We start from the raw sequence: 278 nt of genomic DNA on the forward strand, positions 1-278 counted from the left end.
TCTTTTTGCTCATCAGTACCGTACTGCATGATGGTGTTAATACAACCTGTCGATAGGCCAGGATACATTGCCCACGGCCAGTTCGCCGTACCCATCATTTCAGACTTAATGAGGTTGATTGACATAGGCAAGTTCATACCGCCGTACTCTTCAGGGTACGAAATACCTTGCCAGCCGCCGTCTACAAACTGATCGTAAGCTTCTTTAAAGCCTTTAGGGGTAGTGACAACACCCTCTTCAAAATGACAGCCTTCTGCATCTGCTGGCTGGTACAAAGG

1 protein-coding gene is annotated in these 278 nt (G+C 47.5%); it reads right to left on the minus strand.

Going from position 1 to position 278, the window contains the following annotated elements:
• Positions 1 to 278: acyl-CoA dehydrogenase family protein (locus AAEZ03_RS27090; RefSeq protein ID WP_350582910.1), on the minus strand; the 278-nt coding region annotated here is incomplete at both ends.

Source organism: Pseudomonas sp. HY2-MNA-CIBAN-0224, from assembly GCF_040310285.1.
GTDB classification, from domain to species: Bacteria; Pseudomonadota; Gammaproteobacteria; order Pseudomonadales; family Pseudomonadaceae; genus Aquipseudomonas; species Aquipseudomonas helleri.